The organism is Mannheimia pernigra, from assembly GCF_013377995.1.
Classification (GTDB): Bacteria; Pseudomonadota; Gammaproteobacteria; order Enterobacterales; family Pasteurellaceae; genus Mannheimia; species Mannheimia pernigra.
The window spans coordinates 1,595,268-1,622,167 of the sequence record NZ_CP055305.1 but is presented as its reverse complement, the minus strand read 5'-3'; the positions used below and the strand labels follow the sequence as shown (position 1 = coordinate 1,622,167).

General features: G+C 38.1%; 23 protein-coding genes and 2 tRNA genes. 11 read left to right on the top strand and 14 right to left on the bottom strand.

Annotation, left to right across the window (positions count from 1 at the left end; all coding sequences use genetic code 11):
• Window positions 1–60 precede the first annotated feature (60 nt).
• The 4 genes from HV560_RS07770 to HV560_RS07755 are packed head-to-tail and all read left to right on the top strand — an operon-like array spanning window position 61 to window position 3,283.
• Entirely contained in the window at window positions 61–1,155 is a 1,095-nt protein-coding gene (locus HV560_RS07770) for an ash family protein (RefSeq protein ID WP_176812584.1), read from the top strand.
• Window positions 1,119–1,256, top strand: coding sequence for a hypothetical protein (locus HV560_RS07765; RefSeq protein WP_176811871.1), 138 nt, complete (start codon window positions 1,119–1,121; stop codon window positions 1,254–1,256). Before HV560_RS07770 ends, HV560_RS07765 begins: the two co-directional genes overlap by 37 nt.
• Window positions 1,249–1,557, top strand: coding sequence for a hypothetical protein (locus HV560_RS07760; protein ID WP_238348713.1), 309 nt, complete (start codon window positions 1,249–1,251; stop codon window positions 1,555–1,557). The genes HV560_RS07765 and HV560_RS07760 overlap by 8 nt, the downstream gene beginning before the upstream one ends.
• Window positions 1,550–3,283 carry a DNA primase family protein gene (locus HV560_RS07755; protein ID WP_176812583.1) on the top strand — a complete coding sequence of 578 codons (1,734 nt, stop codon included), beginning with the start codon at window positions 1,550–1,552 and terminating at the stop codon, window positions 3,281–3,283. The genes HV560_RS07760 and HV560_RS07755 overlap by 8 nt, the downstream gene beginning before the upstream one ends.
• Window positions 3,284–3,441: 158 nt before the next feature.
• On the opposite strand, the gene HV560_RS07750 is transcribed toward HV560_RS07755, so the two are convergent.
• From HV560_RS07750 to seqA, 9 genes are all read right to left on the bottom strand, one after another.
• Window positions 3,442–4,677 (bottom strand): tyrosine-type recombinase/integrase, encoded by a 1,236-nt coding sequence (locus HV560_RS07750; protein ID WP_176812582.1) that lies wholly within the window; start codon window positions 4,675–4,677, stop codon window positions 3,442–3,444.
• Window positions 4,678–4,866: 189 nt separating this feature from the next.
• Window positions 4,867–4,952, bottom strand: a tRNA-Leu gene (locus HV560_RS07745).
• A gap of 24 nt (window positions 4,953–4,976) precedes the next feature.
• On the bottom strand, window positions 4,977–5,303 hold the full coding sequence (secG, locus tag HV560_RS07740) for a preprotein translocase subunit SecG (protein WP_176808510.1): 327 nt from the start codon (window positions 5,301–5,303) through the stop codon (window positions 4,977–4,979).
• A 124-nt stretch (window positions 5,304–5,427) separates the two neighbouring features.
• A complete protein-coding gene (locus HV560_RS07735; protein WP_176812581.1) occupies window positions 5,428–7,329 on the bottom strand; it encodes a DNA topoisomerase III in 1,902 nt (633 codons plus the stop codon).
• A 67-nt stretch (window positions 7,330–7,396) separates the two neighbouring features.
• The gene (gene mepA / locus HV560_RS07730; RefSeq protein ID WP_176809992.1) at window positions 7,397–8,227 is read right to left on the bottom strand and encodes a penicillin-insensitive murein endopeptidase; all 831 of its coding nucleotides are present in this window, start codon (window positions 8,225–8,227) and stop codon (window positions 7,397–7,399) included.
• Between the two features lie 51 nt (window positions 8,228–8,278).
• Window positions 8,279–9,361: a chorismate synthase gene (gene aroC / locus HV560_RS07725; protein ID WP_176812580.1), complete on the bottom strand. Its 1,083-nt coding sequence runs from the start codon at window positions 9,359–9,361 to the stop codon at window positions 8,279–8,281.
• Between the two features lie 13 nt (window positions 9,362–9,374).
• A complete protein-coding gene (gene mscK, locus HV560_RS07720) occupies window positions 9,375–12,746 on the bottom strand; it encodes a mechanosensitive channel MscK (RefSeq protein WP_238348712.1) in 3,372 nt (1,123 codons plus the stop codon).
• Complete coding sequence (gene menE, locus HV560_RS07715; RefSeq protein ID WP_176812579.1) at window positions 12,739–14,157, bottom strand: o-succinylbenzoate--CoA ligase; 1,419 nt, start codon at window positions 14,155–14,157, stop codon at window positions 12,739–12,741. The genes mscK and menE overlap by 8 nt, the downstream gene beginning before the upstream one ends.
• Before the next feature lie 8 nt (window positions 14,158–14,165).
• Window positions 14,166–14,735 (bottom strand): replication initiation negative regulator SeqA, encoded by a 570-nt coding sequence (gene seqA, locus HV560_RS07710; protein WP_176812578.1) that lies wholly within the window; start codon window positions 14,733–14,735, stop codon window positions 14,166–14,168.
• Window positions 14,736–14,852: 117 nt separating this feature from the next.
• On the opposite strand from seqA, the gene HV560_RS07705 reads away from it, so the two are divergent.
• From HV560_RS07705 to HV560_RS07690, 4 genes are all read left to right on the top strand, one after another.
• Window positions 14,853–15,635 carry an alpha/beta fold hydrolase gene (locus HV560_RS07705; RefSeq protein WP_176812577.1) on the top strand — a complete coding sequence of 261 codons (783 nt, stop codon included), beginning with the start codon at window positions 14,853–14,855 and terminating at the stop codon, window positions 15,633–15,635.
• Between the two features lie 3 nt (window positions 15,636–15,638).
• A complete protein-coding gene (gene cmoA / locus HV560_RS07700) occupies window positions 15,639–16,367 on the top strand; it encodes a carboxy-S-adenosyl-L-methionine synthase CmoA (RefSeq protein ID WP_176808503.1) in 729 nt (242 codons plus the stop codon).
• 124 nt (window positions 16,368–16,491) lie between these two features.
• Window positions 16,492–17,508 carry an HTH-type transcriptional repressor PurR gene (gene purR / locus HV560_RS07695; protein WP_176808502.1) on the top strand — a complete coding sequence of 339 codons (1,017 nt, stop codon included), beginning with the start codon at window positions 16,492–16,494 and terminating at the stop codon, window positions 17,506–17,508.
• 1 nt (window position 17,509) lies between these two features.
• The gene (locus HV560_RS07690; RefSeq protein ID WP_159630058.1) at window positions 17,510–18,106 is read left to right on the top strand and encodes a DedA family protein; all 597 of its coding nucleotides are present in this window, start codon (window positions 17,510–17,512) and stop codon (window positions 18,104–18,106) included.
• A 240-nt stretch (window positions 18,107–18,346) separates the two neighbouring features.
• Here the strand turns inward: HV560_RS07690 and HV560_RS07685 are convergent.
• The 5 genes from HV560_RS07685 to HV560_RS07665 all read right to left on the bottom strand — a co-directional run bounded on the left by HV560_RS07685 (window position 18,347) and on the right by HV560_RS07665 (window position 23,152).
• A tRNA-Val gene (locus HV560_RS07685) sits at window positions 18,347–18,423 on the bottom strand.
• Window positions 18,424–18,486: 63 nt separating this feature from the next.
• Complete coding sequence (apaH, locus tag HV560_RS07680; protein ID WP_176812576.1) at window positions 18,487–19,299, bottom strand: bis(5'-nucleosyl)-tetraphosphatase (symmetrical) ApaH; 813 nt, start codon at window positions 19,297–19,299, stop codon at window positions 18,487–18,489.
• 72 nt (window positions 19,300–19,371) lie between these two features.
• Window positions 19,372–21,348: an exoribonuclease II gene (locus tag HV560_RS07675; protein ID WP_176812575.1), complete on the bottom strand. Its 1,977-nt coding sequence runs from the start codon at window positions 21,346–21,348 to the stop codon at window positions 19,372–19,374.
• Between the two features lie 99 nt (window positions 21,349–21,447).
• A complete protein-coding gene (locus HV560_RS07670) occupies window positions 21,448–22,239 on the bottom strand; it encodes an enoyl-ACP reductase FabI (protein WP_176812574.1) in 792 nt (263 codons plus the stop codon).
• A 139-nt stretch (window positions 22,240–22,378) separates the two neighbouring features.
• The gene (locus HV560_RS07665) at window positions 22,379–23,152 is read right to left on the bottom strand and encodes an FNR family transcription factor (protein ID WP_159630157.1); all 774 of its coding nucleotides are present in this window, start codon (window positions 23,150–23,152) and stop codon (window positions 22,379–22,381) included.
• 239 nt (window positions 23,153–23,391) lie between these two features.
• Between HV560_RS07665 and HV560_RS07660 the strand changes: the two genes are divergently transcribed.
• The 3 genes from HV560_RS07660 (at window position 23,392) to csrA (ending at window position 26,892) form a co-directional block, all read left to right on the top strand.
• Window positions 23,392–23,817 carry a universal stress protein gene (locus HV560_RS07660; protein ID WP_176812573.1) on the top strand — a complete coding sequence of 142 codons (426 nt, stop codon included), beginning with the start codon at window positions 23,392–23,394 and terminating at the stop codon, window positions 23,815–23,817.
• 193 nt (window positions 23,818–24,010) lie between these two features.
• Window positions 24,011–26,635 (top strand): alanine--tRNA ligase, encoded by a 2,625-nt coding sequence (gene alaS / locus HV560_RS07655; protein WP_176808448.1) that lies wholly within the window; start codon window positions 24,011–24,013, stop codon window positions 26,633–26,635.
• A 77-nt stretch (window positions 26,636–26,712) separates the two neighbouring features.
• Window positions 26,713–26,892 carry a carbon storage regulator CsrA gene (gene csrA, locus HV560_RS07650; protein ID WP_176808447.1) on the top strand — a complete coding sequence of 60 codons (180 nt, stop codon included), beginning with the start codon at window positions 26,713–26,715 and terminating at the stop codon, window positions 26,890–26,892.
• The last annotated feature ends 8 nt before the right edge of the window (window positions 26,893–26,900 follow it).

Genomic DNA, 26,900 nt, shown 5'->3' with positions numbered 1-26,900 from the left:
TCAAAATCAGTGGACGTGGCACACAGTAACACTGGTTTTCAATTAAAGGACTTCACGAATATGCCTGTATTCATAAAGCAATGCTATTTTAGCAAAATTAATACAAAAATCAATAAACTTGAAATTATTTCATTTTCAAAAAGTAAAAATTCGATTTATTCTATCCTCGCAGTCGCAAAATCGGCTGTCGAGCCTGAGAACTCGAATAATCAAACTTTGGCGGACAGTAGCACGCCTTTAAACCGTGCTTTTTTTGTTCGTGGCACACGCACACCTAAAGAACACCTAGAAACCCTTAGAGGTTCAGAGTGTCTTTATGAATTAGGTATGTCGGTTTTTGGACACACCCAAATTCTATCAATGGTAGCGTGTAGCGGGAAAGGTTCGCCCTTTGCTGTGTTCCAAAGTTCGCAGTTTCTCAGCCCGTTACACGTTACCGCCCAAACCCTGAGAAGTTTAGCGGTAGCCCCTCAAAATTTAACTTTGGAGCTATCAGCGATGATCTACAAATTCCTTTTACTAGGCTCAAAACGCCTGAAAATTACCGTACACGCCAACAACAAAGCCGAAGCCTTAAGCCGTGTTCAATTTGCCTCTAAACCGCTTCTAGTGGCACGTTTACGCAATCCGCTTGTAAATAATTCACAAAATCCGACCGCTTGCGATACTGAACAAAATAACAGCTTGCCAAATGTGGGGAGTTGCGGTCATAATGACCTCACTACTACATACGACGCTAACCGCAAGCGTGATACAAGCGGTCTTTTTTTACCTAAAATTCACCAATATCACGGGCTTACTACACCCAAGATCTATTCAGAATTAGCGGTAAGGGCGACACCCCGAAATAAGGCTTTAAGCACGAATAAGGGGGGCTATTCGTATGTAGCAGTTGAACCCTTATCGCACCTTTCACAAAGCGATAAGTCATTTTATTCACTAACTAAAACATACGACACTATGAACAAACCAACCCTATTTTACAAAGCCTTAATTGGCACAACTTCCGCCATTGTATCTTCTCCACGTTTTGAGGGGGGGGCAATATGCGTAATCAACAAAAACAATTCAACAAAGGCATTGCTAAATGCTGGCAAGCGGCAACCATTCTTCAAGCAATGTCAAAATCACGCCTTCAAGAAATGGACGGCGTAGATATATCGCTGGCCTTAGAAGGCGTTTATAGCATTTTACATTCTGCTTTATGTGATATGGAAGATTTAGATTTCAATCAAGAGGGAGGTAAAAATGCGTAATCGAGCTATTCCTACCCATATCGCTTTAACTCAAGAACAGGCGGGCAAAATTGACTGGTCACTAAATTACGCCAAGGCGATTTTAACGCTAATCCAAAACGACAGCCCGAACAACGAGAGCGATGAACCCGAAGAGTTTTTCACGAGTACAAGCACTATCAAAACCGCTATTTCAGCCGTTCAGCATTTCTTAGAGGTGGCGGAAGAGAACCGCAAGAGTGGTATTTATTGCAACATTGAGCTTGAAAGGGTATCAGGCAATGCCGCACACCCTCAAACAACAGGGGGCAACGATGACTAAACTAAGAAACGCTCCTTTTGTAGATAAACAACCGAAAGGCAAGCCATACGAAGCCTATATTATTGCCGGTGGCAATGCGTGGAATAAAACCAAACAGCAAACCGTGCTAGAGTGGACGAAAGCCGAAGCGAATTATCAGCCTATCATTCTAGGTAGTAAAGAATTGCGAGAAATTGACCGCTTGAAGTTGGCGTTAGAGGTCGGCAATGTGGCAATATACCGTGCCGGTACACTCACAGAGGCGGAGAAATCCGCCATCTGTCAAAATCTCGCTAAGTATTCCGCCGCTGAAACGGTCGTATTCTATGACGAAGCTCTACAGCTTGAAGAAAATGCGAGCGGCTATATCGCCCGATTGCGTACTGAAAATGGCGGAAGTGTGGCGGAAAAACCGAAGATAAAGGAAAGCGACCGAACCAACGATAAAGCCCGAGCCTTTCAAAAATGGCTAGGTTTAGATCTTGCTTTTCAATGTGGTAGCCGTGAAATACACGCATATAACGGCAAAATATGGGAAAAAGTAGAACGAGAGCAGATAAACCGAAGTGTAGTTACCTTTTTGGAAGAGAACGAGATAGGATATAGTAAAAAATCGGTGAATGCTTTGTTGGAAACGATGGAAATTCAACTGCCATTAATGGGGGAAGTTGCTGGTGATTTAATTGCTTTTGATAATGGCGTATTAAATCGGAATACATTGTTATTTGAACCTCATAACCGCCAAAACTGGCTAACGGCTTATATTCCACATAGCTATGACGAGAACGTAGCCGAAACACCACACTTTGATCAATGGCTTAACTTTGTATCAGACGGCAAGCAAGACAAGGCGAAGAACATTCTAGCCGCTCTCTATGCGATTTTAACAAACCGCTACAACTGGCAAGTATTCTTCCAAGTAACAGGGAAAGGCGGAAGCGGTAAATCGGTATTTGCTGGCATTGCGACACTATTAGCTGGAGAAAAGAACACAGCTTCAGCAAGGCTAGAAAACTTTGATGATGAACGCAAAATCGCAGGGCTGGAAGATAAAAAGCTGATTATCTGTTCCGAGCAAACGAAATACGCTGGAGATGGTGGCGGATTGAAAGCGATTACTGGCGGTGATATGGTGCGAGTCGATCCGAAGAACAAGCACCCATTTAACGCAAGAATTGCGGCAATGATTATGATCGTCAATAACGACCCTTGTAAATGGACAGAACGGAATGGCGGTATAGATAGGCGGATTGTCAATTTCCGTTTTAATAAAAGACCGCCTGAAAATGAACGTGATCCGTATTTTATGGATAAAATTACATTAGAGATAGGGGGCATTATCCGTAAAGTGCTTGATACCTTCCCTGACCCACTCGAAGCTAAAAGAGCCTTAGAGGAGCAAAAAGAGAGCCTAGAGGCGTTGGAGATTAAAAAGCAGTCTGACCCATTAACGGATTTTTTCGAGTATCTATATACAACAGAAAATACAGACGGGCTTTATATCGGAACTGGCAACACGCTTGGACACGACAAAATAAGAACGCACCTTTATCCGGCATATTTAGCCTTTGTTAAGGCTAAGAATGTGCTAGAACTAGGCTTAAATACTTTTGTAGTAGGTATTGAGCAAGCAGTAAAGCAACACGGCAATAAGCACGATTTCACAAAACGAAAGACGAATAAAGGGCAACGAACAAACGTTCATTTCAAAAATTTTGATGACTTTCAAAGTGATATTTTGAATTAGCAAAGAGGGGGAAACCCCTCTTTTTTTCTAGGTCATCACCTTTTTGTGATGACTTAATGATGACTTTAAAACCAGTCATCACCACTTAACTATTTGATTTTAAAGGAGAAGGTGGGGAAAGTGATGACGTGACGACTAAAATCATATATTTTACCTCCCTAACCCCGAACTAACTCTAAATTCATTCCGCACTGTTCGCAATAATCACCTAAAAGCTGCATTACTGGCACACGCTCTTCTAAAAAATCATATCGGTTGTATGTGTTTTCTAAATCATCTCCACCTTCTAATAAATGGGATAATATACTTTCGGAAACGTGGCGATCTACTTTGCGAGAAGATAGAAATGTTTTCACAAATGCCCGAATACCGTGTGCGGTTAGTCTATCTTTATATCCATTCCTTTTTAATGTTGAATTTACCGTTGCGTTGCTCATTGGTTTACTATTTGATGAACGACCTGGAAAAACAAAAGGACTAGAATTAGAGTACATTTTCATCATCTCTAATATCTTTAACGCTTGGGAGGATAACGGCACAGCGTGAGGGCGTTTTTTATCTGCTTTTCCTTTCATTTTCTCTTTAGGGATATTCCATAGCTTTTTCTCAAAGTCTATTTCTTTCCATTCAGCATTAACGGCTTCATTTGGGCGTAGAGCAGTCAAGAACGACCAACAAACAAGGGCGTAAGTTTGTTTTGATAACTTAGCATTATTTAAATCAGTAAATAGCTGCGGTAATTCTTCAGGCTTAATCGTTGGATTGGGGCTAGACGGCTTGATATAAAAGTTTTTAATGGCTAATCGGCAGTTATGGCTTTCTATAATGCCTTGCGTAATGGCGTGATCCATTACAGCAGATACAAGCTGATGAAGTTTTTTTAATGTGTTGCTTCTATCTGCTACTTTGGCATAAATATCAACAAGGGCTTTTACTTTGATTTCTTCAACGTGTTTATCGCCAATATAGGGGAATATATGATTTTCTAGCCTTATCCAATTCTTTTCACGGGTAAGCGGATTTTTCGCTTTCTCTTTGTAAATGCCATTGAAATAGCTTTCGGCAACATTGCGGAAGGTGTCGTTTACTCGATTTTCGGCTTCTTGTTGGATTCTCTCTTGCTCTTTCTGTGGATCTATCCCTTTTGCTAATAAAGCACGGTATTCATCACGAATAGCACGAGCTTCCGCAAGTGAAATATCAGGGAATAAACCAAGTGAGATTTTAGTCCTTTTCTTTGTAATGGGGCGTACATAATTAAACCGCCAACTTTTAGAGCCGCTAGGCAAGATCAATAAAAATAGGTTATCGCCATCTGATAAAGAGTATTCTTTATCTTTAGGCTTTGCGTTTTTTATTTGGGTAGGGGTAAGCGGTTTGATAACTTTAGCCATAATGTAGTAACCATAAAAAGAGACTCGATGTAACCATTATAAATCGTGGTTACAATTTTGGTTACAATAATTTGCGATTAGAAGCGTTTAGTTGCGTTTAGCTAAGATAACAAAAAAGCCTGTAAACGTTGATTTTACAGGCTTTCTAAGGCTTTTTAGTTTAGCTTCGTTGAGCTAAATTTAGTTAAATGGTGCTCTGGGCGAGACTTGAACTCGCACGGACTGTGTCCACCACCCCCTCAAGATGGCGTGTCTACCAATTCCACCACCAGAGCTTTATTCTTTTTAATGTTAAGCGATTATTGAGGGATATCGCTATTTTCTATTTTTACAGGTTCTACTTGCTTTTGTTCAACATTACTTAAGTCTTCAAATTGACTTGTTGGTGCTTTAGTATGTGAACTTAAGTTGCCTATTGCTAAGCTAATAGCGAAGAAAATAGTTGCTAATAAAGCAGTTGTTCTTGATAAGAAATTAGCTGAACCAGCTGAACCAAAAACAGTTGCTGAAGCACCTGCACCAAAAGAGGCTCCTGCATCAGCACCTTTACCTTGTTGCATTAATACGAATGCGATGAGTAAAACTGCAACAACAAGATAAATAATGGTTAGTACATTAATTAACATTAATTTATTCTCTATATTATTCTTTATGCGAAAATTGCAATGGCGTGAATAATATAGAATTTACTTCTCTTTGACAAGAGGCAAACGTTGATTTTTAAACGCTTGATTTAATTTTCAGCAATTTTTATGATCTTTTGGAATATTTTTTCTTAGACTGAGTTGCAAGCGGTGTGATTTTTGCCAAATTTTGTAAAATTTGACGATTTGGGCTTTGCAATAAATGGGGGAGTTGTTGATTTAATTCAAACATAAATTTCTGATAGCTTGTCTCTTTTTTACTGATTTGGTTCAACCGCATTTCCCAATGAGCGGTCATATCAGGTTGGGTAGCGGAGTCAGGTAAGGCATTGATAAGCGTTCTGCCAGCTTCTGTACTGTGAATATTTTTACCTTTACGGGTTAAAAAACCTCGTTTAAATAGTAATTCAATAATCCCTGCACGAGTTGCTTCTGTGCCTAAACCGTCAGTTTCTCTTAGTACTTTTTTCAATTCTTTATCTTGTACAAAACGAGCAATTCCCGTCATTGCAGAAAGTAAACTGCGGTCAGTAAAATGGCGAGGTGGTTGTGTTTTTTTACTCATAATTTCGCCATTTTCGCAGTGTAAAACTTGTCCTTTTTTCACGACTGGTAGAGCTGGTTGAGCGTCATCAAAATTATCTTCTTTCCCTAATAGGGTTTTCCAACCTGCAACCGATAAATGGCGAGCTTGTGCGGTAAATTTGCCTCCTGCAATTTCAAGATCAATTTTGCTTTTGCGATATTCGGCATCAGGGCAAAATTGAATTAAATATTGACGAGCAATCAGCTTATAAATGCGTTTTTCGTTTTCGGTTAAATGTATTGTGCCTTGTCTAGCGGTAGGAATTATTGCGTGGTGTGCTTCTACCTCTTTGTCATTCCAACAACGATTACGGCGGTTAGAATCAATGACATCGGGCTTGTCTTGGTATTCAGCTAAATGATGGATGATAGCGGCCATTACTTTAAATCTGTCGTTAAAATGCTCAGTGGGTAAATAGCGATTATCGGAACGTGGGTAAGTAATCAGCTTATGCGTTTCGTATAATTTTTGGCAAATATCTAGCACAGCTTGTGCAGACAATCCATATTTTCCCGCTGCATCCATTTGCAAAACAGAAAGTGAATAGGGTAAAGGGGCTGCTTCTTTTTCAATTTTGTCTTGATAGTCAGTAACATTGGCAGGCTGATTGGTTATGCGTTTTACCACATTTTCGGCAAGTGGGAGTGATAGCACACGCCCATCTTCATCCTGATAATCTTCGCAGGCTTTACTTGGTTGCCATTGTGCTTTAAATTTTTCTTGGGTTTCAGGCACAAGAAGGTGGGCAAATACCTCAAAATAATCTTTCGGGATAAAATTCTCAATCTCAAGATCTCGTCTAACGATCAGCCCTAACACAGGGGTTTGCACTCGCCCAACTGATAATACGCCTTTGTAGCCTGCCCAGCGACCTTGAAGGGTGTAAGCACGGGTCATATTGATTCCATAGAGCCAATCGGCTCTAGCACGGGCAAGGGCAGAGGTTGCAAGCGGTATAAAATCACTATTTTTTTGCAATTTTTGAATTGCTCGGCTTACCGCAGTTGGATTGAGATCGCTTACTAGGCAACGCTGAATTTGGCTTTTGCGTTCTGGTGGTAAGTTGAGGTAGCCAAACACTTCATCCACTAGCAGTTGCCCCTCACGATCTGGGTCACCCGCATTCACTAAAATATCTGCTTTTTTAATGAGTTTTTCGACCACTTTAAATTGCTTTAATGTCTCTTTTTTAGGAGTGAGTTTCCATTGTTCAGGCACGATGGGGAGGTGTTCCATTCGCCATATTTTGAAACGTTCGTCATACGCATCGGGTTCGGCTTGTTCTAATAAATGACCGATACACCAAGTGACGGTATCGTGTTCTCCGCATTGAATAAAGCCATCTCCGCGTGTATGCGGTTTTGGTAATACATCAGCAATTGCTCTAGCGAGGCTTGGTTTTTCGGCTACAAATAAACGCATAGTTGTTAATTTTTAAAGAAAATTAACCGCTTGTACAAGCGGTTAGAAATAACGATTTTTTGGCAAATTAGTTTAAACCTTGTTCAGAAAGTATCATCTGACATTGAACAGGCGGAGTTGGTAATGTTTTTGTCGCTGGAGTGCCTGTATCTGGTTTCGGCTCGAACCAGGAGTAAAGTTCCTTGCCACAACCATCGCCTGCTGGAATAGGTGCTTGGTTTTCGCAACTTGTAGCATCAGCAGGGCAAGTTAAGCGAATGTGGAAATGGGCATCGTGTCCATACCAAGGGCGGATTTTAGCTAACCAAGCACGATCATTTCCTGCTGTTTGACAGAGTTTTACTTTAATAGCGGGGTTTACAAAAATGCGGTTTACTCGATTGTCTGAGGCGGCAAGTTTAATTAAGTCGGTATGTTGTTGCTGCCATAAATTGTCATAAACTCGTTGTGTATTTCGGTTAACCATAATAGTTGCAAGCCCTGCTGGGTTGCGTGCAGTTTGGTTGTCCATCGGTCCGAATCTTAACCAAATATCGGCATCAAGCCCTGTTTGATGAGAGGCGTGACCTGAGGCAAAACGCCCGCCAGCAGGCATTCCCATATCGCCAATTAAAATAGTTGGAATGCCTGCCGCTTTTGTTTTTTTGCCTAAGTTAATGAGGTAATCCAGTAATTCTGGGTGCCCATAGTAACGATTTCTCGCTGAGCGTATTACTTGGTAGCCTTCACCTTGTAAGGCTAAAGGTGTTGCTCCAATAATACAGCCGTTACTATATCCGCCAATAGATTGGGCTTTTCCTCGTATGGGTGTTTTGATTTTTTCCCATAGTGTTGCGTTAGTTTGAGTGCTTGTGAGAGCAACGGTTGTGATAAAAAGGAGTTTGAAGAATATTTTCATTTTTTCTAATCTATTTAGCGGAAATATTTTATCCTGTAATGTCATTAGGCATTATCGACATTGTGCTTTAAATCTTAGCATATGATCTAATAACACAATGGCGACCATTGCTTCTGCAATGGGCACAGCACGAATACCCACACAAGGGTCGTGTCTGCCTTTGGTAATGACTTCAACAGGCTCATTGTTTTTATTCACACTTTTTCCTGGAATCGTAATACTGGATGTTGGTTTTAACGCAATGTGAGCAAGAATTGGTTGACCAGAACTAATACCGCCTAAAATCCCCCCAGCGTGGTTAGAAAGAAATGCCTCTGGGGTGATTTCATCACGGTGTTCACTGCCTCGTTGTTCGACAACAGCAAAACCATCGCCAATTTCAACCGCTTTTACCGCATTAATTGACATTAAAGCGTGTGCTAGATCAGCATCTAAGCGGTCAAAAACTGGCTCACCTAATCCAACGGGTACATTTTCTGCGATTACTGTGAGTTTTGCCCCCACAGAATCGCCCTCTTTTTTCAGTTCACGAATTAAAGTATCAAAGCCCTGAATGGCGATAGGATCGGGGCAGAAAAACGGATTACTGTTTACTGCTTGCCAGTTGATTTGCTCAATATTTTCAACGGTTTTTGGGGATATTTTAATATTGCCGATTTGAGAAAGATATCCACGTACTTGAATGCCGAATTTTTCACGTAAATATTTTTTGGCAATTGCACCTGCTGCAACACGCATTGCGGTTTCACGAGCAGAGGAGCGGCCGCCTCCACGATAATCACGAATGCCGTATTTATATTCATAGGTATAATCAGCGTGCCCAGGGCGGAATTTTTCTGCAATGTCGCTATAATCTTGTGAGCGTTGATCCCCATTTTTGATAATTAAACCAATGCTAGTTCCTGTTGTTTTACCTTCAAACACACCAGATAAAATTTGCACTTTATCGTCTTCACGGCGAGGTGTTGCGTAGCGTGATGTACCTGGTTTGCGGCGATCTAAGTCAGGTTGTAAATCTGCCTCACTGAGTTCCATATTAGGCGGTACACCATCTACAATGCAGCCTAATGCTATACCGTGTGATTCACCAAAAGTGGTAACCTTAAATAATTGTCCAATGCTGTTGCCTGCCATTTTTATTCCTTATTTATTTTGTGTTATGTGTGAGGTCAAAATCAAAACGTTTTGAGCTTACCTTGACTTCATCTTGCGTATCATTATTTCTAAGATATACATCTAATTGGTTAAATGCAATCTCCACATTATGTTCCTTAAATAGCTGGTGAACTCGGCTATTTAATTCATCTATTACAGGGTTTCTATCTGCAATATCATTTACATAAACACGTAACTCATATTCAAGGCTACTTGTACCTATATTCAAGAGAAATACAATTGGGCTCGGTGTTTTTAATACTTTAGGATTTTCTTCTGCAGATTGTAATAATAGAGATTTCACCAACTCTAAATTAGAGCAGTGTGCAACACCTACTTTTATGATGATTCGAGTGGATGTGCTACTTAATGCCCAGTTTACTAAGCGCTCAGTTACGAATGCTTTGTTTGGTACAATAACTTCTTTTCCATCAAAGTCAACAAGGGTGGTTGCACGAATACGAATTTTAGATACAGTACCACTGAATATATCAATTGTAATCGTATCACCAATACGTATAGGACGTTCGAATAGAATAATGATCCCTGAAACAAAGTTTGCAAAGATTTCTTGCATACCAAATCCTAAGCCAACCGATAAAGCGGTTAATAACCATTGTAGTTTTGTCCAAGATACGCCTAATATAGAGAACGCTGATATTGATCCAAACGCAATAATTATATAGGTTAGTAATGTTGTGATTGTATATGGCGTACCTTGTGATAATTTAATGTGTGAGAAGATAAGCGTTTCAAGCAAACCACTTAAATTACGAATTAACATAACCATGACTACAATGATCAAAATAGCGGTGAGTAAATTCAAAAGCGTGATAGACTCCATCACAATACCCGCTTCTGTTGTTGCACTTTGTTGCCATAATGTTACGCCATCTAGATAGAGTGCCACAGTAATCAAATCTGACCATACCCAATAAAGCAACACAAATAACCCAATCCAAAGAACAAAATCGGTTAATTTCAACATTTGGTTTTTGACTTCGCTAACAGCAATGGAGTCTTCTTTTAATTCAAATGGAATTTCAACACCATCTTGATTTTCATTACTCTGTTCAGCTTTAGCTCTAGCCTTGGCTTCGGCAGTTTCTCTTTTCTCTTGTAAACGTCGATAAACGAGACGGCGTGCAGAGATGGAGAATGCACGATAAATAACATTATGTATAATAATCCAGGTGATAATTGCAAAGTAAGAGGCAATTAAATGTTCGATAATGACTAAAGCGGTATAGTAGTAGCCCAATACGATTAGAATAATCAAAGTAACAGGGGCAATCAGCAATACTAATTTAACGATAGTGAGAAGAATACTGTTCGATTCTTTATTTTTTTCATAAGCAACATTTTCATAAGTGGAAATTGCTCGTCTAAATGCAGGAACGATCATCCAAATCATTAAAATAAGAATGAGGATTACCATAGTTTGACCCAGCACATCATAAGAAACATCGGTCTCTACGTTAGTAAAAATAGAGGTGCTAAGCAACAAGGTAATTATTAATACTGAACGTTTTAAAATATTACGGAAAATTTCATTACTTTTTTGTGGCATATTAAAATGAACGTGCCCAATGCCATGAGGACGTAGCATAGCCACTAAAAAAGCAAAGTAAAGCCAGTAAATTGCTATTTTTAATCCCCAAGGCCAAACTTGTTGCGGATGTTCAAATGAAATATAGGTTACGGCAATAAATCCAGCCAAGAAGATTAACATTCTAGGTAAACAAAGGACTAATGTCCAAAAAATAGCAAGAGGGGTATTCCATTGGCTATCTGTGGCTACAATTTTTAACCGGTTATTGATTTGGTTTAGTCTTTGTTTAATCTTATTTTTTTGGCGATTAATAAAAGCTGCAACTAGCAATAAAAGTGTAACCAAGACAGTTGTTGGTACGATATTATCACGCCAGTTTGAAAAATTGAGCTTTTCACCGATATTAATAATTTGGTAGTGGGCTATATCAAAAAATCGGCTAAACCACTCTAAATCCATAGGACTATTACTTTTTACCCAGAAACTTTGTTGTTGCAGTTTTTGTTGTAACGAGTCGCTGATTGTTTGAACCTGTTGTTGGTTAAGTTCAATATTAATTAATAAATTAAGCTGATTATTCAATGATTTAATCATTTCAGTTAAAGTGGTTAAACGCTTTTGAATAATATCGGTTAATTGTTGTTTCTCCTTGTCGGTAAAGCTCTCTTTTTGCTCTTGCTCCAATTTGCTAATATAGGCATTTATATTAGAAAAAGAGTCCTTAAACTCAGTCATATCAAAAACACGTACACGTAGTTCGGTAATTTGCTTAGAAATACCTGAAATGATTTCATCTTGTGGTAACGATTGTTTTTGTTTATTGATGATGCGAGAAAGCACTAATGTGCCTTGTAATGAGCTAATTTGTTCTTCAATATTACGCTGCGTTTGTTGCAAATTATTAAGCACGTTTTTAATTCGCAAATTATCTTGTGATAACTGCGTCATATCTTTGGTTTGCTCAAGTAACTCTTGCGTTATTTGGGTGTTTAGATCTAACTCACGCAAAATAGCAGGATTAGTCCTTGCATTATTTTGCTGATTTTGAACCGCTTGTGCTTGCTTTAACTTATTTTTGGATTCTTCTACAACCTGATTATTAATAGCGGTTTGTAAGTGACTAATTTTAGCTTGTAGGTTTTGCTGTTCTTGTCTTTTTTCCTCTAGTTGTGATGAATAAAGGGCAGATAAGTTATCACTACCATTAAGTAAAATTTGGTTATAAGTATTTTTTAGTTCAATGAGTTCAAGTTCTACTTCTAATTTGGTTTGTAGCTCGTTTTTGATATTATTAGCAGATGAAAGTTGAGTATTAATTTCCTGCTTACGTTTAATCATTTCAGTTAATGTCGCCTGAGCTTTATCTGGCACGGTATTTTGAGCAACTAAATTGTTATTAATCAGACTTAAATCTTGTTGTACGGTTTCAAGTTTAGATTGTGCTGCGGTTAATTCTTTTTGCAAATCAGTTGTTGATTTTTGCATTAAAGCTTCAAGACTTGGTGCGATAGTTGCTTTTAATTCTTCAATATTGTGTTGGCTAGCTTTCAAGGCTTTTTGGGAGTCTTGAATGGATTGATTTAATGCTTGATTATCTGCCTTTTGCTTCTCAATTTGGGCTAAGAGGGAAAAGGTGTCTTCAAGTGTTTGGACTAAGGCTTTATTATCTGTATCCGTTTGATCGAGTTTTTTTGCACTTTCTAATTGATTCCGAATCAATTGTTGAAGCGGAATTTCAGATAAGGCATAGCTATTAGTGACAAATAGAAGCCCTAAACTGAGAAAAGCGGTTTTTAACATTGGTTTAAACATGGATTTCCTCTAATATTTTATATTGTATATCGTGTTGTAATTGTTTTCGTGAAATTTTGATTGCACCTTGTATTTGATATTTTTCAATATCCAACAAGTAATAAGCAACGGGATGCTTGAATTTTTCTAATTTATCAGACAGCCAAATTTTTAATTTATGCATTTCTTGTTCAAAATGAGGCTGTTTGAATTTTATGGCGGCAATGGGGCGTTGTCCGAACTCGGCATCATTTATTGGTAGAATAAAGATCTGCTCTATTAGGTTGGAGTGAAAAATAATCTGTTCAATTTCTTCAGGTTGAATATTTTCTCCACCTGAAATAAACATATTATCTAATCGCCCTTTTATTACAAGTTGTTTTTTGCTGTTCCATTCGCCTCTATCTTTGGTGGCAAGCCAACCGTGTTGATTAACAAGCGGTCGAATTTCTTTATTTTTTTGCCAAAAGCCTAAAGCAAGAGGCTTACCTTTTACCCAAATCTCGCCATTTTCTAGTTTGACTTCTCGATGTTTTAATGGATAACCGACATTATCTAATTCATTTTCTATGCCACAAATAGTCGAAGCCATTTCCGTCATTCCATAACTAGAAAAGGGCGTAATGCCGTGTTGTTGTGCTTGAGTGACTAATTCTGATGGAATAGTTGTTCCGCCTAATAAACATTTTTGATTCATACAACAGTCTAACTTGTCTAAATAGCGTTGTAATTGGGTTGGCACTAATGATGTGTGGCTTACTTGTTTAAGCCAAACAAAAAAAGTCTCTTTAGTTTCATTAACATAAAGCGTTGCCCCTTTAAGTAGCCAACGCCAAATAATGCCTTGCCCTGAAACGTGAAATAATGGCAGGCTAAGTAACCACGAATGTGATTTTTCAAACTGCATCAACTCACACACACCTTCGGCACTGTATAAATGAGCAGAAATAGAATGAACAACTGCTTTCGGTGAACCTGTTGATCCTGATGTTAATGTCAGCGTAGCAGCTCTTTCAATATCAAGGCTGGCTGAATGATAACAAGCGGTGATTTTTTCCGAAAAATTTGCAAATATATCATCGCTAATAAAAACATCGGCTCCCACTTCTTCTAAGATCATTTTTTGTTGTTCTTCGCTATAAGCTGGATTAAGCATTAAGATCTTTGCCCCAAGCCAGAGTGTGGCACAGTAGGCGAGCAATCCACAAAAGCGGTTAGTGCCACAATAAGCAACTAAGCATTCAGAATGAATGCCCTTTGCTTTTAAAATCACACCAATTTGCTGAATAAGTTGATGAAATTCCTGCCAATTAAGTTGGGAAGGAAGAGTTGGAAAATAATCAACCTTTCCCTTTTCTCGGACAATAGCAATATCTTGCTCTGTCTTTTCCGCCCAAAATTGAGTAGGAAATAGAGAAGAATGAAGTACCATACGATGTGTTATACAAAAAGGACTTGAATTCGCTCAACTAGTTTAGATGGTATTTGCATAGATTCCATTACGCCTTTTAGAATAAGCCCTTTGCGAGCCGTATTATTGTTAGTAATAACCCAAAATGGTGAATCAGGAATCTGTTTTGCTTTCACACCGCTGCCTGTAGCTAAAATTTCTTCTTCACTTTGAGAGAAATAAATACGCTCATTACCACGCACATTTTCGGTTGCTTTAGCAAAGGCGTCAGGGTTAGAACGGTAGAGTGCTGCCAATAGCATAATAAAACGCACGACATTTTTGTTTTCATTCATAAAATGTTCTGAGTTTAAAATATCTTCCAATTTGGCTACCGTTTTTTCAGTCTTGGATTCATCTTTTCTCGCGGTAGCACGCGATGGCGTTTTAACCAGCTCTTTGAGCTCATTGATCATATGCTCTTGTACTAATACAAAAGGTTGAGGCGATTGCGGTAATCTTAGTAAACGACGTAAGATATCTGATGCCGTTTCACCAATAGATTGTGTACGACTGGCAATATATTGATATAATTCATCATCAATTTCGATTCTTTTCATCGGGATCCTCATTCTTTTTGAACATAAAATAGCATTAGTTAGGGTGCTATTATACGCATTTATTTGCTTTTTTATAGAGGATCTTGATTGAAAATTTATGCTAAAAAAGACATTTATATGACAAAAAAATTAGGTTTAAATTTTCTTTATCAGCCAGCTAAACATAATCCAAATGCCCAAACAATGGTGTTTTTACATGGGTTATTTGGCGATATGAATAATTTAGGTATTATTGCCAAATCGTTTGAAGAAGATTACTCCGTGCTGAGAGTGGATCTTAGAAATCACGGAAGATCTTTTCATTCCGTAGAAATGAATTATTCGTTGATTGCTCAAGATTTAAAAGCGTTATTCGTTGAACAAAATATTCAAAATGCTATTGTGGTGGGGCATTCAATGGGCGGTAAGAGTGCGATGGCATTAGCGAACCTCGCCCCAGAATTGGTGGATAAATTAATTGTGATTGATATTGCTCCTGTAACCTATACGCAAAATCGCCATAAACAGATTTTTGAAGGTCTATTTGCAGTAAAAATGGCTAAGCCCGAGACTCGCCAACACGCAAAAACAGTGATGGCAGAGTATATTCCTGATCAAGGTATTCAGCAATTTATGTTGAAATCCTTTGATGCACAAAGCGAACAATTATTCCGATTTAATTTAACAGCGTTGCATCAAAATTACCAAAATCTAATGGATTGGAATGAGGTATTTGTGAATGTCCCCACTCTTTTTATTAAAGGGGCATTATCCGATTATATTCAATCAGCACATACAGAAACCATATTAAAACAGTTTCCACACGTGAAATCTTTTATTGTGGCAAATGCTGATCACTGGGTTCACGCTGAAAAACCAGAGACAGTTGTACGAGCAATTAAAAAATTTTTAGAGAAATAAAAAATGCAAAGAGATACTCTATTTTCAGCCCCGATTGAAAAATTAGGCGATTTTACTTTTGATGAATCGGTAGCGGAAGTCTTTCCAGATATGATCCAACGATCTGTGCCAGGCTATTCTAATATTATTACGGCAATCGGTATGTTGGCGGAACGGTTTGTCACAGATAATTCAAATGTTTATGATTTGGGCTGCTCAAGGGGGGCGGGTATTTTATCTATCCGCCGTAATGTAAGAGCCCAAAATGTACAGATTATCGGTGTGGATAATTCTCAACCAATGGTTGAACGTTGCAAAACACATTTGAATGCTTACCACTCTGATATTCCCGTTGAAATTTTATTAGATGATATTCGCCAAGTTGAAATCAAGAATGCTTCAATGGTGGTGTTAAACTTCACGCTACAATTTTTACCGAGAGAAGATCGTCTTTCGTTACTACAAAAAATTTATCACGGATTAAATTTAAATGGTATTTTAATCTTATCGGAAAAATTTACCTTTGAAAGTGAAATGATGAATGAATTGTTAATCGATCTTCACCATACTTTTAAACGAGCGAATGGCTACAGCGAATTAGAAGTAAGCCAAAAACGCAATGCGTTAGAAAATGTAATGCGAACAGATAATATTGAAACCCATAAAAAGCGTTTAAAAGAGGCGGGATTTAAGCAAATAGAACTCTGGTTTCAATGCTTTAATTTTGGTTCCGTGATTGCAATTAAATCTTAACAAGCGGTTATTTTTTGCAAATTTTTGAACAAAAACAACCGCTTGTACTTCATTTATTCTTTATAACCCAAAATTAGGTAGAATCAGTTATAATGCACAGTGACTTATTTTTGAGGAAAATGGTATGGCAACAATAAAAGATGTCGCTAAACAGGCTGGTGTTTCAACTACGACTGTATCACACGTAATTAATAAAACCCGTTTTGTTGCAGAAGATACAACTAAAGCTGTTTGGGATGCAATCAAAACATTAAATTATTCTCCTAGTGCGGTTGCTCGTAGCTTAAAAGTGAATACGACTAAATCAATTGGTATGATTATTACAACTAGTGAATCTCCATTTTTTGCAGAAATTGTATTAGCAGTAGAGGAATTTTGCTACAGTAAGGGGTATTCACTATTTTTATGTAATACTCAAAATAAATTAGAAAAAATCGAAAACCATTTAGATATGCTAATTAAAAAACGAGTTGATGGTATTTTAGTAATGTGCTCTGAATATGCGGGTAATTCATTCGAGATTTTTGAAAATACCAATATTCCAATGGTTATTATGGATTGGGGAATGAGTGATGGGCGAGCTGATGTGATTTTAGATCACGGTTTTGATGGCGGTTATTTAGCTACGCAACATTTAATAGAAAATGGGCATAAAGAAATTGCAGTTATTACTGGCAACCTAGATAAAGAGATTGCACGCACGCGTTTTGAAGGCGTTAAAAAAGCATTATCAGATGCTAGCTTATCACTTAGAGATGGATGGGTTCAAGAAGGTGATTTCGAGCCAGAGGGCGGTTATGAGTGTATGAATAACTTACTCAAAAACAAAGAGTTACCAACAGCCGTATTTTGTTTTAATGATGTAATGGCATTAGGTGCCATTTCAGCTATTACTGAAAAGGGCTTAAATGTGCCACAAGATATTTCTGTGATCGGGTATGATAATGTACATAGCTCACGTTTTTATGCTCCGCCACTTACCACAGTACACCAATCAAAATCACGCCTAGGAGCAGCCGCTTTAGAATTATTACTAGAACGAATTGAGAATAATGAAAAGGCGAAAGAGCCTAAAGTTTTGGAATTTTTCCCTGAATTAGTAAAACGCAAATCGGTTAGAAATTTAACCATTAAGGAGTAATATGGAAACATTAATTGAATTTTTTAGTAGCTATGGATACTGGGCGGTATTTTTTGTATTACTTGCTTGCGGATTTGGTTTACCTATTCCGGAAGATATAACGTTAGTTTCAGGTGGGGTAATTTCAGGGCTAGGTTATACTAATGTGCATTGGATGCTCGTTATAAGTATGCTAGGTGTACTCATAGGCGATAGTACTATGTACTGGTTAGGCAGAATTTACGGCGAAAAAATTCTAAGATTTCCGCTCATAAAACGTATAGCCACACCTGAACGCTTTGCAATGGTGCAAGAACGTTTTGAAAAGCAAGGTTGGAAATTACTATTTATGGCACGTTTCCTACCAGGACTACGAGCAGTAATTTACCTTGTTTCAGGTATTACTCAAAAAGTGAACTTTGGCACATTTTTACTAGTAGATTTTTTTGCTGCAATTATTTCTGTACCAATTTGGGTTTATTTAGGGGATTACGGTGCTTCAAATCTAGATTGGTTGAAAGAACAAGTGACCAACGGTCAGCATATTATTTTTGCTATTTTAGGTGCGGTAATCTTATTTTTCGGTTGGAAATGGTATAGAAATAAAAAAGCTAAATAGACATACAATAATAATGCTGAAGTCACAAAGCCTATCAATCTTTTTGATAGGCTTTTGTTTTGAGACTTATCGCTGTTATTAACTTACAATCATAAGTGGTTACAAAGATGGTTACATAAAAAAGAGATTAAATGCGTTTTAATGCGTTGAGTTATGTTGAGAATAAGCAATAAAAAAGCCTTTCGTACTAGGCTTTACAAGGGATTTGCGAGCAGTTACGAAAGGCTACTATAGGGATAATGGTGCGACTAGCTGGACTCGAACCAGTGACCCCCACCATGTCAAGGTGGTGCTCTAACCAACTGAGCTATAGTCGCGTTAATGGGGTGCATTCTATTGGAAAAAACGCATCTATGCAATATACTTTTTCTTGAATGCTTTTATTTTAAACGCTTTTGCGTGAAAATTTGTTTATCTTCCCAGCGAAGCATTGTTAAATCGTTACCCCAAGCACAGCCTGTGTCCAAAGCATAAATATTAGGAATGGTGCATTTACCCATTAAGCTTGCCCAATGCCCGAAAATAATGTTCTGTTCTTTATATAACGGATTATCTGATTCAAACCAAGCAATCAGCTCTTTTGGTGCTTCTTCAATCGGTAATTTACACTCGAAATCTAACCGCTTGTCGATATAGCAAAAACGCATTCGTGTAAATACATTAATAATATAACGCCAACGCTCAATACCTTGCAAATCGTCAGACCAGCGTTGAGGGCTATTTTCATACATTTGGGCGATATAATTAGCATATTCTGAACTTTGTAATACCGCTTCGGCTTCTTTGGCACAATGTAATGTTGTAGATAAACTCCATTCTGGGCTGATGCCTGCGTGAACCAGCAGAAACTTATGGGTTGGGTGTTGTATGACAAGCGGTTGATTTCTTAGCCAATTTTGCAATTCAAGACGATCTTCAGATTGAAAAATAGGTTCAACTTTATCATTCGGCTTAATTCGCTTTATGCCAAGTAGGGTGGACAGTAAATGTAAATCGTGGTTGCCTAAAACCATTTTAGTATTATTTGCGGGGTCTTTTACAAAACGAAGACAGGCTAGTGAATCTTTACCACGAGCGACTAAATCGCCTGTTACAAAGAGTTCATCTTTTTTAGGATCGTAGTTCCCTTTTTCTAATAAAAGTTGAAATTCGTCAAAGCAGCCGTGTAGGTCGCCTACAATATAGGTTGCCATTTCTTCTCCTTTTAATTTAATAAGCAAGCGGTTATTTTTTGAAAAAAATTTGCAAAAGATAACCGCTTACCATTAAATGATTTGCCCTACAATTGAACGCGTTTCTAACCGCACTTCTGTTAGTTTTACGCGTACGGATTGCCCTATTTGATAAGCTTTTTCACCTTTAATGTAAATGGCGAGTTCTTCTTGGCGGTATTCCATTTCATCTTTATTATTGTGTAAAGTTGAAAAGGGGACGAAAATTTGTGCACCATTTTGAATTATTTTTGCACGTAAACCGCCTCGGGAGACATCTGCAATTTCACATTCAAATTCGACCGCTTGTGCGACCATTGGGAAAAGATAACGTGCATAAAGCCAGTCGGCAATATCGCGTTCTACTAATCGATTTTGTCGTCGGGCTTCTTGTAGGCGAATTAAAACAGATTCATCAACTGCGGTTATTTCTTGGTTTAATAAGACTTGTTTGATTAAACGATGATTTACCATATCACCATATTTACGAATGGGTGATGTCCAGGTTGCATAGTGGCTGATACCTAAACCAAAATGGGGAGCAACGTCTGATTTAAATTCAGCAAAATTTAAATAGCGACGTAACCGAAGTTCTAAAAACTTCTCTGGAAAATCTTGAATATCACGTTGCATTTGACAATAGCCGTCCAATGTCGCTAAGCGTTCAGCAGAATAGCGTTCTTCCAGTTCATTACGGTTTTCGTCTGTGGCTAAGGTTTGTAGTAAGAATGATTTAACCAACTCGTAGTTTTTCGGAACAAATCCTGAATGTGTGTTGAATATGCCTGTTTTTGCATATTTGCTTAAGAATTGAGCACAGCTGATGTTGGCAATAATCATTGACTCTTCGATCATTTGATTTGAGATTCGGCGATATTCAATATGAATATCTTTCACCGAACCATCTTCATTTAATTCAAATGCGTAATCCCCTTGCTCTTTAAATAAAAGTGCATTGTTTGCACGCCATTTTATACGAGCTTGGGTAAATTGATGTAACCAATCAATTTGCTGTTTCGTTTTTTCTGAGGTAGGCTGCCACGCATTTACGGAGCCTTCAAGGTAATCAGACACATCATCATAAGCTAGCTTTTCTTTAGATTCTACCCAAGCTAAAGTGAATTTTGCTTCTTTAGTTAAGTTACTTTCTAAATCGGTCTCAATAAAAGCGACTAAGGCAGGTCGTTTTTCATTCGGTACGAGTGAGCAGAGATCATCAGACAACTCGCGTGGTAACATTGGAATATTAAAACCAGGTAAATAGTTAGTAAAACAACGTTGGCGAGCAGCTTTTTCAATCTCGGAATCTTCAGGAATATAAGCGGTTGGATCGGCAATTGCCACGGCTAAACACCAGCCAATTTGTGCGTTATTTTCTTTGATGGGTTCGATGAATAAAGCATCGTCCATATCTTGTGTGCTTGGGCTATCAATCGTGGTGAAATAAAGGTGAGTTAAATCTTCACGTTCTAATTCATCGTGCAATTCATAACTTTTTTCATTAGCAACAGGTTCACAAGGCTGCTCGTGGCGAGCAAGCGTTACCCACCACGGGGCAAAGTTATCATTTTCTTTACAAATAAATTGAGTTACTTGAGCAAAGAAAAAGCGATCATCACGCAAGGGGTGCGTTTTTAGTTGGGCAACAACCCAATCACCGTTTTCTAATTTTTCAGTCACTTTTTTGTGTGTGTTGGCAGGAATATGTTGCTTAATGCTTGGATGATCGACCGATAATTGCAATTTTCCTTCTTTATTTAAATGCACCTGAGCAATAAATCTGTCGAGCATTGGCTCAAGTAGAGTATCAATTTCTACTTGTTCTTTATCACCATCACGTTTTACCACAGCTTTAACTAAATCACCGTGCATTACTTTTTTCATTTCCATTGGTGGAATGAAATAGCTTTTCTTATCACATTCTAAAAAACCAAATGCTTTTTCTGAGGCTTTAACAAAGCCTTCTACATATTCTTTGCTTGCCTCAATTTGTTGTTTGAGTTGAGCTAAAAGGGGGTTATCTTGAAACATATAATGACATCTTTAAAAATAAATAAACCCTCTTTCGGATTGGCCAGAAAGAGGGACTAGCGGTTAAATTTTCATAAAATTTTGCAATTACTTGAGAAATTACTCTTCTTCGCCTAATTCACCCATTGCCATTACGCTAAAGCCTGCATCAACGTGTAATACTTCGCCTGTTACACCTGAAGCTAAGTCTGAACATAAGAACGCAGCTGAATTACCCACATCGTCAATAGTAACAGTACGGCGTAGTGCGGCAGTTTTCTCAAATGTTGAAAGCATTTTCTTGAAGTTTTTGATGCCTGAGGCGGCTAATGTACGGATTGGACCAGCTGAAATAGCATTGACACGAATGCCGTCTTTACCTAAATCGGCTGCCATTACACGAGTGGCTGCTTCTAGCGATGCTTTTGCTAAACACATTACATTGTAGTTAGGAATGGCACGTTCAGCACCTAAATAGCTCAATGTTAAAAGTGACGCATTTTCATTTAAGAACGGGCGAGCGGCTTGTGCCATTGCAACAAAGCTATAAGCACTGATATCGTGTGCAATACGGTATCCTTCACGAGTTGCTGCGTTTACATAATCGCCATCTAATTGATCACCCGGTGCAAATGCAATTGCGTGAACGAAACCATCAAATTTTTCCCAATGTTGGCTTAATGCCTGAAAGCACTCTGTAATGCTTTCATCTGTTGAAACATCTAATGGGAGAATAATGTCTGAACCAAATTCTTTAGCAAACTCTTCAACACGAGGTTTTAATTTATCATTTAAGTAGGTGAAAGCTAATTCTGCACCTTGTTGTTTCATTACATTTGCAATACCGTAAGCAATTGAACGGTTACTTGCTAAACCTGTTACTAAGATACGTTTGCCAGTTAAGATACCCATAAAAATTCCTCTATTTGTATTAATTGGGGGTCAAAATTTTGTCGATTATAGCGGATATAGTGAATATCGGCAAATGGAGTTGATGGCTCATCGGATCAGAAATCCCTTCTTTAAAAATCAAGAAGGGATTTTTCAAACGTTACGCTGTTGTTTGGGTAATAATATTTTGTTGGGGTTTGATTGCACCAGCTAATTTAGCCAATTCTTCCATACAGTTAATATGAATATATTTTCCCTGTACGGATATCATACCACTTTTTTGGAAGCGACCAAGTAAGCGGCTAATCGTTTCAATAGTAAGCCCTAAATAATTGCCAATATCGCCACGAGTCATAGTTAAGCGAAATTCTTTGGCTGAAAATCCGCGAGCAGAATAACGTTGGGAAAGATTATATAGGAAAGCGGCCAGCTTTTCTTCCGCATTCATTTTAGAGAGTAACAAGATCATTTCTTGATCGCTTTTAATTTCATTACTCATTAAACGCATAATTTGGTGACGGATTTTGGGCATTTTGCCTGCGAGATCATCTAAAATTTCAAACGGAATTTCGCAGATCATTGAAGTTTCTAAGGCTTGAGCATAGCCTTCGTGCTGCATATTGATAATGGCATCAAAACCAATTAAGTCTCCAGGCAGATGAAAGCCTGTAATTTGTTCCTCACCACTTTCACTTAATGTGTAGGCTTTTAATGTGCCAGAACGAATTGCATAAAGAGAGCGAAGTTCATCGCCAGATTTGAATATTACTTGGGATTTTTGGACTGGTTTTTTACGCTCAATAATATTATCAAGCTGTGTTAGCTCACTTTCATTTAGTGTAAAAGGTAAGCATAGCTGACTGATGCTACAATTCTGACAATGAATTGTGCAAGTATGGCGTCCGCTAATCTTCGATTCTGATACAATTTTCATATATTCAACCTTAGAAGATTAGAAAAATTTTTCTAAAATTTGATTTAGAGCAAAGTCTATCATCAAATTTAGAATGAAGCAAAGTTATAGTTTATTAGAAGAAAAGTTTAGCAACTTGAAACGCAGTAAAAAGAAAATATTGGTACATTTTCATTTTTGCGATCTACTTCAAATTTTTATTTTTAACAGTATGTTAGTATAACTTAACCCCATTAAGATAAGTCTAAAAGGAGATGATTATGTATAAACATATTTTAGTGGCCGTTGATCTTTCAGAAGAAAGTTTGGTATTAGTTCGAAAAGGTGCAGGATTAGCCGAAAAATGCGGAGCTAAATTATCACTTATTCACGTTGATGTTAATTTTGCTGACTTATATACAGGGTTGATTGATATTAATATGTCTTCTGTACAAGATGGTGCAATGGCAGAAACGAATTCCGCATTGGCAGAGTTAGCAACTAAAGTGGATTATCCTGTATCAGATTGTTTAAATGGCACTGGCGATTTTAGCCAAGTGCTGGAAGAAGCGGTAGAAAAACATAATGTAGATTTATTGATCACAGGTCACCATCAAGATTTTTGGAGCAAATTTATGTCCTCAACTCGTCAAGTAATGAATAATATTACGGTTGATATGTTAGTTGTTCCATTAGCCGATGAATAAATAGTGTAAATTTTTGCATAAAATGAACCGCTTGAAGGTTTGTCCTCTCTACAAGCGGTCATTTTTTAGCAAAATTTTGCAAAAATCCTTTAATTATCAAAAAATAAGCCGAACTTAACTAACAAAATAATATAAAAAATGTGTAAAATAGAGATAAATCAACGTTTATCTTCTATTTAAAAAGAGTATTTTAATGAAAACAACTTCAGAAATCAGACAATCTTTTTTAGCGTTTTTCGAAACTAAAGGACATACCATTGTACCTAGTAGCTCTCTTGTGCCTGAAAATGACCCAACATTGTTATTTACCAACGCAGGAATGAATCAATTCAAAGATGTTTTTCTTGGTTTAGAAAAACGTCCTTATACCCGAGCAACCACAGCTCAACGCTGTGTGCGTGCTGGCGGTAAACATAATGACTTAGAAAATGTAGGTTATACCGCTCGTCATCATACTTTCTTTGAGATGATGGGAAATTTCAGTTTTGGTGACTATTTCAAACAAGATGCAATCAAATTTGGCTGGGAATATTTAACGTCGCCACAATGGCTAGGCTTACCGAAAGAAAAATTGTACGTTACGGTTTATGAAACTGACGACGAAGCATACGATATTTGGCACAAAGAAGTTGGTGTTCCAACAGATCATATTATTCGTATTGGCGACAATAAAGGAGCGCCTTACGCTTCTGATAATTTCTGGGCAATGGGTGATACAGGTCCTTGCGGACCTTGTACCGAAATTTTCTACGATCACGGCCCAGAACATTGGGGTGGTTTGCCAGGCACGCCAGAAGAGGATGGTGATCGCTATATTGAAGTTTGGAATATCGTATTTATGCAGTTTAACCGTTTAGCAGATGGCACAATGGAAAAATTACCAAAGCCATCGGTAGATACAGGTATGGGCTTAGAGCGTATGACGGCGGTAATGCAACACGTAAACTCTAACTATGAAACCGATATTTTCCAAACGCTGATTAAAGAAACAGCAAATTTATTAAATGTACAAGATTTAGATAATAAATCACTACGTGTGATTGCCGACCATATTCGTGCTTGTTCATACTTAGTTGCTGATGGCGTTTTGCCATCTAACGAAGGGCGTGGTTATGTATTACGCCGTATTATTCGCAGAGCAGTACGCCATGGTAATTTATTAGGTGCTAAATCAGCATTCTTCTATCAATTAGTACCAATTTTAGCAAAAGTGATGGGAGATGCTGGTGAAGTTGTTGCACAAAAACTAGACCTTGTTCAAAAAGCCCTAAAAACGGAAGAAGAACAATTTGCACGTACATTAGAGCGTGGCTTAACGCTGTTAGAAGAGGCGTTAGCAAAAGTGGAAAATAACACACTTTCTGGTGATGTTGCATTTAAACTTTATGATACTTACGGATTTCCACTAGATTTAACGGCTGATGTTTGTCGTGAGCGAAATATTACTATTGATGAAAAAGGCTTTGAAGCGGAAATGACCGCTCAGCGTGAGCGTGCAAAAGCTAACAGTAATTTTGGCGTAGATTATAATAATGTCATCAAAATAGATGGCCAAACGAAGTTCTTAGGTTATGAACAAACAGCACATAATGCAAAAGTAGTGGGGCTATTCTGTAATGGAGTTGCCGTAGAAAAAATTGAATCAGGCGATGATGCGGTGGTGATTTTAGACCAAACGCCGTTTTATGCAGAATCAGGCGGTCAAATCGGCGATGCGGGTGAGATTAGCTCACCTCTCGGTTTATTCCAAGTGAATGACACTCAAAAATATGGACAGGTTTGGGGACATATCGGGAAGCTTAATGGCGGTGTTTTAGCGATTGGTGATGTGGTTTCTGCTTTAGTAAATGTTGAACGCCGTCAAGCTATTAGCTCAAACCATAGTGCTACCCACTTGCTTCATTCGGCACTTCGCCAAGTATTAGGGGAACACGTAGCACAAAAAGGATCGCTGGTATCTGATAGTAGCCTGCGTTTTGACTTCTCCCAGCCAGAGGCGATAACTAAAGCGGACTTAGAAGAAATAGAGCGTATTGTGAATGCGAAAATACGTGAAAATATTCAAGTTCAAATTGAAACAATGGGCATTGAACAAGCGAAAGAAAAAGGGGCAATGGCATTATTTGGCGAAAAATACGGCGATGTAGTGCGTGTAGTCGAAATGGGACCATTCTCAATTGAGTTATGTGGCGGCATACATATAAGACAAACAGGTGATATAGGCTTGTTCAAATTTGTCTCTGAAGGGGCTGTTGCGGCAGGTATTCGTCGTGTAGAAGCCGTAACAGGGGAAAATGCAATTATGTTACTGCACAGCCAGCAACAAGTATTAAACCAAATTGCTGATCTTCTTAAAGCAGATCAAGCCTCTATTGTTGAAAAAGTTCAACAACTACAAGATAAAGTCAAAAAAGCGGAGAAAGAGCTACAAAACTTAAAAGAAAAGCAAGCAACGCAAGCGGGTGGAGAATTGGCAAAATCTGCAAAACAGATCAATGGCGTAAATGTCATTGTTGAAAAATTGAATAATGTAGATAGCAAAGCACTCCGTATCATCGTAGATGACTTGAAAAATCAACTTGGTTCTGGCGTTATTGCTTTTGTAACCGAGGTAGAAGGTAAAGTAAATTTGATTGTAGGTGTAACTAAAGATTTAACCGCTAAACTGAATGCTGGAGAATTAGTTGGTTTAATGGCGGTTGAAGTTGGAGGAAAAGGTGGTGGCAGGGCAGATATGGCTATGGCAGGCGGCACTGAAACACAAAATATTCCTCAAGCACTAAAAGTTGCCCAAGAGTGGATTGCTCAAAAACTTTAAAAAAATAATAACAAGGCGAGATAAATTCGCCTTTAAACTTTACTCTAATGGAGTGATAACTTAGTAAGGAGACAATTATGCTTATTCTAACTCGTAAAATTGGGGAAGTTTTGCTCGTAGGGGATGATGTTGAGATTACGGTACTCAGCATACGAGGAAACCAAGTGAAGCTGGGTGTGAATGCACCGAAAGAGATTTCAGTACATCGCCAAGAAATTTATGAAAGGATTAAAGCCTCAAAAGAGGATAAATTTTAATTCATTAA